The 7,487-nt window shown below is 36.8% G+C and carries 10 protein-coding genes and 4 pseudogenes; 3 read left to right on the top strand and 11 right to left on the bottom strand.

The features are described from left to right. From MKL33_RS19720 to MKL33_RS19710, 3 genes and pseudogenes are all read right to left on the bottom strand, one after another. Positions 1-456, bottom strand: a pseudogene (locus MKL33_RS19720) (IS5-like element ISAba13 family transposase); the annotation flags it as partial. Further along, positions 384-590 carry an AAA family ATPase gene (locus tag MKL33_RS19715; RefSeq protein ID WP_235824376.1) on the bottom strand — a complete coding sequence of 69 codons (207 nt, stop codon included), beginning with the start codon at positions 588-590 and terminating at the stop codon, positions 384-386. The pseudogene MKL33_RS19720 and the gene MKL33_RS19715, both read right to left, overlap by 73 nt. A 53-nt stretch (positions 591-643) precedes the next feature. Next, positions 644-772, bottom strand: a complete 129-nt coding sequence (locus MKL33_RS19710) for an AAA family ATPase (protein ID WP_002123981.1) — start codon at positions 770-772, stop codon at positions 644-646. A gap of 187 nt (positions 773-959) precedes the next feature. On the opposite strand from MKL33_RS19710, the gene MKL33_RS19705 reads away from it, so the two are divergent. The 3 genes and pseudogenes from MKL33_RS19705 (at position 960) to MKL33_RS19695 (ending at position 2,019) form a co-directional block, all read left to right on the top strand. Next, positions 960-1,280 (top strand): type II toxin-antitoxin system Phd/YefM family antitoxin, encoded by a 321-nt coding sequence (locus MKL33_RS19705; protein WP_004704395.1) that lies wholly within the window; start codon positions 960-962, stop codon positions 1,278-1,280. Positions 1,281-1,535: 255 nt separating this feature from the next. After that, positions 1,536-1,745, top strand: a pseudogene (locus tag MKL33_RS19700) (type II toxin-antitoxin system RelE/ParE family toxin); the annotation flags it as partial. Then, a complete protein-coding gene (locus MKL33_RS19695; RefSeq protein ID WP_001258992.1) occupies positions 1,732-2,019 on the top strand; it encodes a helix-turn-helix domain-containing protein in 288 nt (95 codons plus the stop codon). The pseudogene MKL33_RS19700 and the gene MKL33_RS19695, both read left to right, overlap by 14 nt. A gap of 283 nt (positions 2,020-2,302) precedes the next feature. Here MKL33_RS19695 and MKL33_RS19690 read toward each other — a convergent pair whose 3' ends face one another. The 8 genes and pseudogenes from MKL33_RS19690 to MKL33_RS19655 form a co-directional block, all read right to left on the bottom strand. Continuing rightward, on the bottom strand, positions 2,303-2,527 hold the full coding sequence (locus MKL33_RS19690; protein ID WP_005130229.1) for a hypothetical protein: 225 nt from the start codon (positions 2,525-2,527) through the stop codon (positions 2,303-2,305). Between the two features lie 38 nt (positions 2,528-2,565). Further along, positions 2,566-3,108 (bottom strand): annotated as a pseudogene (locus MKL33_RS19685) (DUF4055 domain-containing protein); the annotation flags it as partial. 39 nt (positions 3,109-3,147) lie between these two features. Then, positions 3,148-4,464, bottom strand: coding sequence for a phage terminase large subunit family protein (locus MKL33_RS19680; RefSeq protein ID WP_032042750.1), 1,317 nt, complete (start codon positions 4,462-4,464; stop codon positions 3,148-3,150). Continuing rightward, positions 4,448-4,989, bottom strand: a pseudogene (locus MKL33_RS19675) (DUF2280 domain-containing protein). Before MKL33_RS19675 ends, MKL33_RS19680 begins: the two are co-directional and overlap by 17 nt. Before the next feature lie 59 nt (positions 4,990-5,048). Then, a complete protein-coding gene (locus MKL33_RS19670; RefSeq protein WP_021511117.1) occupies positions 5,049-5,690 on the bottom strand; it encodes a putative metallopeptidase in 642 nt (213 codons plus the stop codon). Continuing rightward, on the bottom strand, positions 5,659-6,126 hold the full coding sequence (locus MKL33_RS19665; protein ID WP_032042733.1) for a hypothetical protein: 468 nt from the start codon (positions 6,124-6,126) through the stop codon (positions 5,659-5,661). The genes MKL33_RS19670 and MKL33_RS19665 overlap by 32 nt, the downstream gene beginning before the upstream one ends. Before the next feature lie 60 nt (positions 6,127-6,186). Further along, positions 6,187-6,642, bottom strand: a complete 456-nt coding sequence (locus MKL33_RS19660; protein WP_270907426.1) for a hypothetical protein — start codon at positions 6,640-6,642, stop codon at positions 6,187-6,189. A gap of 662 nt (positions 6,643-7,304) precedes the next feature. Next, positions 7,305-7,487, bottom strand: a 183-nt coding sequence (locus tag MKL33_RS19655; RefSeq protein WP_042889335.1) for a hypothetical protein, incomplete at its 5' end; no start/stop codon positions are given.

Raw genomic sequence — 7,487 nt, 5'->3', positions numbered from 1 at the left:
AAAATTTCTCGCACTGAGTTTATCCCCCAATAATTTGATGCAATGCATCTTGGTTTCAACCAAACTTCGCCGATGATAGCCTGACCATTTCTTCCAAATAGTTCTTCCTAAACGTTTAACTGTTCGAAGCAACTCATTGCGTTCTAGCGAGCTCATCTTTTTATCTTTCCATGGCTTCGCATTTTTTCTTGGTGGAATCACTGCATGTGCTTGCCGATCCGCAATGACCTGTCGGCACTGTTTGGTATCATAAGCTCCATCGGTATAGACGGAGTCAACTCTCTCATCTTGTGGAATCTGATCGAGTAAATCACCAAGTACCTGTGAATCACTCACATTGTTGGTTGTGAGCTGAACAGCGCGTATTTGTAAGGTTTTAGCATCTATACCCATATGTAATTTACGCCATTGGCGACGATATTCAGGCTGATGTTTTTTACGCTTCCATTCACCCTCATTTGTGGACGCAATAAAGCAATTTGACCTTCTGCCTCAACTTGATCGTCACCTAGAGTAAAAACTCCTTTAACGGTATTTTCTTGATTGAAATTACGATCAATAAAATCTTTATTATAGACTAGAGTTTTTATTGGTTCTTCACCAAGCCATTGAAGTAAACAATGTGTGTAGCCTAATGGTTGATCTATAATTCTACAATTGTAGTTTTTCCAGACCCATTTGCCCCAAATATAAAATTTATCTGCTTTAAACCATCTAATTGTGTTGGTACACTATAAGTAGCAACATTATTTATATAGACTCCAGTAAGCATAGCTTTCCCTATTTTTAATTTGCACGATTTAAAATTTATTTTTTTAGATTATATAGTTACATACAAATATCATCTACTAATTTTAGAAATATATAATAGCCCCATAATAAATAACGGTCGTTTTCTTACATTCGGAACAATATTCTAAAGTGATTTAATTTTTGCCATCCAGTATAAGGTCTTAGATATGAGTCGATTAACTTTTATAAACGGTGCGATTGTTTCTGCGTCTGATGTTCGCAAATCTTGGAGCAAAATTGTTCAATGTGTCAAAGAAAGTCATAAACCTGTTTTTGTTTATACGAAGAATACGCCCGAAGCTGTTGTTCTGAGTTTTGAAGAATTTCAAAACATGCAGGAAATTGTTGAAGCCGTCCGGCGTGAACAGCTAGGACAACAAATGGTTTATGATCTTTTGGATATTAATCAGCTCACTGGTCAACCGATCAAACACATGCTTTTGAACCACAAAGGTGTATTTGAAGAAGTAAATGGACAAGAAAAATAGCTTTTGAGGATATTAGCGGATTCGAGATTAGAGACAAGCTGATTTAAAAGTCATCTTATATTTATATTCGTTGCACAATGAGCTTTGATTTTCGTGAAATAATAGGAAGTGAAAACATTTTCGTAAGTTAACTAGCCCTGATGACATAGAGTTGACTAAGTTTATTGAAAATTACAAAGAACGCTTGGATGTCTATAGAACTATATTAAATAATGCACTGGGTAAAGTAATAGACTCACCCCCGGCGCAAACTTAGGAGAATCTCACACATTACCAATGAGTAAAGGACTATTTGAGTTGCGCTTAAAATCTCAAGAAGGTATTGCTCGTGTTATGTATTGCACACTAGTCGGTAAACGCATTGTAATGCTCCATAGTTTTGTTAAGAAAACCCAAAAAACACCTAAGCAAGATCTAAACCTAGCACTTGACCGCATGAAAGAGGTGAAAAATGCGAACACATGAAGAAATGAAAGCACTTGCATTATCTCGTTCAGCAGTGCGTACCGAATACGAACGAATTGAACGTGAAGAAATGCCCTTGCTCGATATGGTACTTACTGCACTTCGAGAGGCAGGTCTATCCCAAGCGCAAATCGCGGAACGCATGGGAACAAATGTACCTGCCGTTTCACGGCTAGAAAAAGCATTGATCACAGGCAAACCATCACCATCTATTGCCACATTGCAAAAATATGCTGCGGCAATTGGTAAACATGTTGAAGTGCGTTTTGTCTAAATAAAAAAGCACCCTAGGGTGCTTTTTACCAATTCACTAATCAATCAACTTTACACATTTAGCAACAACATCCTGTGCCTATAGACCCTTATCTTTGAAATTACTGTTATACGCACGATCAATATCTCTTAAGCCTTCTTGAATTTCTGCCTTTGATGCATTTTTGTCTGTTAGTATTTCATTCCTTAAGCTTTCCTTGGAAACCCCTTTAAGCCTTGCATCCATTATAAGAGACTGATTATATGCATCCTTTACACACTCATTGCGCTATTTTAAAGATAATTTATTTGGAGTGCAGTGTGCTTCCCAAATTATTGCAAATTGAATAACCACCGTAGCTATTCTTAGAATTTACCTCTCCGCAATATCCTTTTATATTTTGGAATTGGGCTGAATCAGAATCTTTTAAGGTGCTTAAGATAGCTTCTTTTGACTCTTTTTCCACCTTTGAGCAACCATTAATCCCTACCAAACCAAGAACTAAGCTTAAAAAAATAATCTTTTTCATATAATATCAACACCTTAAAATTAGCTAATAATCCTGTTATGGCCAAATTCATCTTCACTATTATCAAATTGCTCCACGAGCACCAAAAGCTTTAAATCTTTTCGCCCACCAATGCTGTTTTCCTTCCAGTTAATGATTGAAAGCGCCTCATAAAGCGCAAAGTAAGGAACCCCATTGGAATCAACATCCACTAGCAAACCACAACGACCAAATACTAGAAGTTCAAGACAAATTCTAATGAAGAGCTGTTTAAGGCCAAATCCATCATTGGTTGCATTCTCTATTAAACCCTTTAACAGAGAACTCTCAATTACGATGTTAGGTTCCAGCTTTGAAAATAAACCAATCATCGTGCGTAATGAATCCTGAACCCATAATGGATACTGAGCGCGACTTAGATAGGCTTTATAAATCTCTCCAGTCGTATCTCCTTGCTTTTCAGCCTCAATCATTCCGGCCGATTTAGCTAGGTATTTAGTTTGTGCATGTTTAATTTGCTCTTCACCTGCTACGGCGTCACGCATAACCAACCAGCTTTTTTGTGCAGCAATATACTGCGGATGTTTATCAGTAACTGCCATAAAAACACCAATAAAAAATCACCTGTAAAGGTGCATTGTTTAAGACATCCCGCGAATTCTTCGAACTCCAACAGATTTCTTGTCGATCGGGAATAAATAAGCGATTGGATATGTACCTGCATCATTCATATGGTCAAAACCGGCACTCTTATCCGGCTGTCCATAATCATCATAGATTCGTCGCTCTAGGCATTTAGCAAAGTGAGGACATTTATCTACATTTACGAATAATCTGCGCTCAGATAATGTATTGCAGAGCATACCGTTCATTGAGTTAATACGATCTTTTACTGCTGGATTTCGACTATTCACATGAACTTTAAAACCTGCCTTTCTTAATAAAGCCAGATCTGTCTCACTAGCATTACTCGACTTTCGATTCTCACCTGAAGCATCGGGATAAACTGCAACCTCGTGATTAGGATATCGCTCTTGGATAGCCTCAATCATTGCTGGAGTATCGAATAGATTAAAGAACTCATCTACCGCATGCATATGCTCACCACGGCGAACATATACCACAGCAGCCATTTTAGTTACGTTGAAGTCCATTCCCACATGAAGAACATCATTAACCTTAACTGTTTCACTTGATGCACTTAGCAACCGGTTAAAACAATAGTAGATGACACCTTGATAGCTCTCAAAGCTTGCTTCATGTTCCTGACTAAATGTCTTAGGATCCATTTTGCGTTTAGCAACAATGATTTCAAACTCAGGAATATTTCCACCTTGTAATGAAGTGTAAGAAAAGCTTTTACAGTCTGGTTCATGCCCTGGCTGACCATCCATGAATGTGTCATAACAATGGTTAAAGCCTTTAGGCATACCAATTCTTAAAACATGGCCACCAACTCGCTGTTCGCCGTTCACCATATACTTACAGGTAGAAAGCATCGGGCGAAGCACTTCTTCCCATGCAGCCCATTTACAGTCGGCCCATTCATCAATAATTAAGAAAAATAAACCAGATCCACGAAGGTCATCATAGTTATCTAGACCAACGACACGGATAATATGGCCACTTCTTAAAGTAATTGAACATTCAGTTTCATTAGGCTTACCAGCTCGCCAAGATGCTGGAATAGCTTGTTTTAGTCGCTTCCAGAAAACCCGTTTTGCTTGCTTAAAGGTAGGCGCTGCATACCAGATTTCATCCTCTACCGAAACATTCCATTTAGCCGCTAGTCTTGCGGCTCTTCGCATTTCCGCTTTGGCCAAGAATGTTTTACCGAAACGTCGGCCACAAACAGCATCACGTAATCGGGCTTCTTTTTGCCAGCCCCACAAATAAATATTGGCTTGCTTAGGCGTTAATTGAACTGAACCTTCTGGAGGATTAAAGCATTGGCTCATTTGGTATCTCCTCATCAGGATTCAGCACAAGCTTGTAATCCTCTTCAGGTGGATTTACCTCACGTTGTAACTTCAGAAGTTCAAGTTTTTTAATCTCAAGTTCTACTTCAGCTTTAGTTTGGTTCGCTTCAGAATTACCACCTTTATTATTTTGTTCCCCCTTCTTCTCATAAAACCCTTTCATGATCTTTTGTATTTGGTCCACGATCTTAATTGTCATGGTCACATTGTTTTTTTAGTCCAAAGCAAATCACTTAAAATCTTCAACTGAACAATGTCATTTGCTCCACTGATTTTATTTAGTGGCTGACTCAAATACTCTTCCCGTGTATTTTCGAAAATTTCTTTGAGTTCCTTACTTAAATCTCTCCCAGCAAACTTTGTAGGGTTATATGACTCTACCTGCTGTCTCGAAACATCAATGTCAAATTCCTCCTTGACGAGACTTACTGTTTCTTGAGGGGTGTTAAACACAGCAAGCGATTGTACAATAAAGAGTTTCTGCTTTTTGTTTAATGTCGCCATTTCTCTCTATCCGTCAAGGTACGTCAAGGAAACATGGCAAAAAAAATGAGCCAAAAGGCTCAGGTAATTACACAGTTTCCACAGCATTTAGAAATATCTAAATCAGAAACAAACGGCGGGTTTTTAGCGACTTCAACAAGCCGCTTAACACTGTCATTAGCTCCCCAGCGCTTAACAACACCGATGAACTCTTCCACATCGTGGCCAGCTAAATAGTGCTTTGGTAAGCCAGTATGATCGCTGTAAATAATCTCACCGTCCGAATCTCGCTCTACACCAATGTGATAGAGCTCATGTTCAAACAAAGCACAAAACTCGTTATCGTTTGCCTTTTCACAAAAGCTTGCATCGATAGTGATTAAGTAAATTGGAACAAAACCGAACCAATCACGCATTTGCTGCTCTTGACGGGCTTTCTTCCAGCCGCCTTGTTGAAACATAACCTTTTCACATTGGCCGAGCACCATGCGCTTAGTTCTCGTATAAGCAGTAGAAGCCCATGCAGAAGCCAAAAACCCCTCATTGTCATGAAGCATCTCAGCGATATGGTCATGATCTGGATTATGTAAAGGTCCACCAAGTGTAAGAAAATTAGCAACTACCCAATTTTTTAAATCAGACGCAGGTACTATGCGAATCGCTTCCTCTTCATCTGCTTGGTCAATAAAATCAGTTGGAGGAAATGGTGTGATCTGATCCATTAAATATTTGCCTCTTTAAATTTTTTAGCCATTCACTAGCGTATTCAGTCCGTAACTGCAAAGGTCCAGACTCATCAATGCAGCATCTTGAAGCTGTCTCTATGCGAACTACGGTGTAGCCCATCTCTTCAGCCACATCGTAACGATCAAGACTACAAGCTTTATTTTTAAGTTTGCCCTTTCGTCCACCTGACCAGGGACCGCCAGCAATTTCAACTAAAATACGATGTTCAATTAAATGAAAATCAAAACGCCAATGCTTTGTTGATTTAAACTGGAATTTCTTTTCGTATTTAATTTCCAGATTGTCTAAAGCTTCAGTAAATTCTTCCTCTGCCTCTAAGTACTTTTGAGTAGCTTTAGGTAGCGGTCTGGATTTAGGCTTGGTTTTAGGTTCTTTTTTCCGAGTAAGCCAAAAGTATTCTGTAGAATCCATTATTCTCACCCATAAAAAAACCGCCCTAAGGCGGTGGCTAAACTCACAGGCAATATAGTATTACTTCTTAAAAGTTGCCTTATAAAGCTTTGAATTAAAGTAATCCGTAATTTCTTTACCTTCGGTTTGAATTTTTTCCTCATTTAAAGGTAAAAAATCTAATTCAGATTTCAAGCCCATATACTCTGGAATAAATTTCTTTATAGGCGGAGGTGGTTTAGGTCCACCTTCTGTGATTTTTTCGATAAATCCAGCTAACCATAAAATATACTCACCTTCTGAATTATGAGGAGGAATCAAACTCACATCTATTTTTACTTTACATTCATCTAAGTGTTTACTAAACAATTCAACAAAATCAATAAAATTATATTTTAATTTAAATTCTGTTCCCTCAATTTCTCTGCGTATACATGTCATAAGTAAGTTCATATTTTCAATACAGTCATGTGAAAACAATTCCTCATCTTTAATTTTGTTATAAATATTTTCCGCAAACATGAGACACTGTGGCATTTCAGCAGCTCCTCATTTTTATAAAGTATTTTTCTTAAGGTAGTCCTATTATAACAATGTTGCAACAAGAAATTTTCCATTTTTAGTTTAAGGAAATTTTAAAAATTATAAAAACGATTATATTCAATAAATTAGTACGAATAAAAGCTATGGAAGTTTGATTTTTCTATTGAGCTTTAAAATGGATTATTGTGTTTAAATTATCAATTTAAAAAGCTTGCCTAGTAGGCAAGCTCCCCCTTTTTTGATATTTGCGCTGATCAATAAGGTTTAGTGTTACTTAAAGCAACACACTGATAATACAGAAATAATTAAAAATAAAAAAGCCCACTTCCTATTTTTATTCAGAAATGGACTTAGCGAAAAAAACGCTTAAACATGAAATAGGAAATATCTATTCGGAAATATTTCCAACTTCATATTGGCATAATATTTAAGCACTAGCAATAGGGATTGAATTAAAAATATCAAATATTCATATTTAAATAGATAAAGATTTCTTTTTTTAAATGGTTTTATTTTTAGTCTATATAATTTTTTTACTTATCAAGACTTATAAAGAATATGTGCCCATCAATAGGTAATACTTAATAAGGTCTTATGTGTAGTAACCATTAGGCTCTAGAGAGTAAGAACTCAAACTGACTAAAAATAAAAAATAATTAATTTTCAATATTAATGATCATATACTGCAAAGTTATGTATATTCCAACTTCTCCATTGTTGAGTGCCTCATATAAGTCTTCATCAACGAAATCTCCAGATTCATCATATAGCCATTTATGAATTTGAATAATTTGTATATTCCCTTTTTTGTCTATTCTTGCTATTGGGTCTATTACGGA

The sequence above is a fragment of the Acinetobacter sp. AOR43_HL genome (assembly GCF_027854635.1).
GTDB lineage: Bacteria > Pseudomonadota > Gammaproteobacteria > Pseudomonadales > Moraxellaceae > Acinetobacter > Acinetobacter pittii.
The sequence above is the reverse complement of the archived record's forward strand: the minus strand, read 5'-3'. Positions and strand labels throughout refer to the sequence as shown.

Excerpts from the sequence above, each read along its gene's own strand:
- MKL33_RS19690 (WP_005130229.1), bottom strand. The coding sequence starts at position 2,527 with ATGAAAAAGATTATTTTTTTAAGCTTAGTTCTTGGTTTGGTAGGGATT.
- MKL33_RS19705 (WP_004704395.1), top strand. The coding sequence starts at position 960 with ATGAGTCGATTAACTTTTATAAACGGTGCGATTGTTTCTGCGTCTGAT.
- MKL33_RS19670 (WP_021511117.1), bottom strand. The coding sequence starts at position 5,690 with ATGGATCAGATCACACCATTTCCTCCAACTGATTTTATTGACCAAGCA.
- MKL33_RS19660 (WP_270907426.1), bottom strand. The coding sequence starts at position 6,642 with ATGCCACAGTGTCTCATGTTTGCGGAAAATATTTATAACAAAATTAAA.
- MKL33_RS19710 (WP_002123981.1), bottom strand. The coding sequence starts at position 772 with ATGCTTACTGGAGTCTATATAAATAATGTTGCTACTTATAGTGTACCA.
- MKL33_RS19680 (WP_032042750.1), bottom strand. The coding sequence starts at position 4,464 with ATGAGCCAATGCTTTAATCCTCCAGAAGGTTCAGTTCAATTAACGCCT.
- MKL33_RS19695 (WP_001258992.1), top strand. The coding sequence starts at position 1,732 with ATGCGAACACATGAAGAAATGAAAGCACTTGCATTATCTCGTTCAGCA.
- MKL33_RS19665 (WP_032042733.1), bottom strand. The coding sequence starts at position 6,126 with ATGGATTCTACAGAATACTTTTGGCTTACTCGGAAAAAAGAACCTAAA.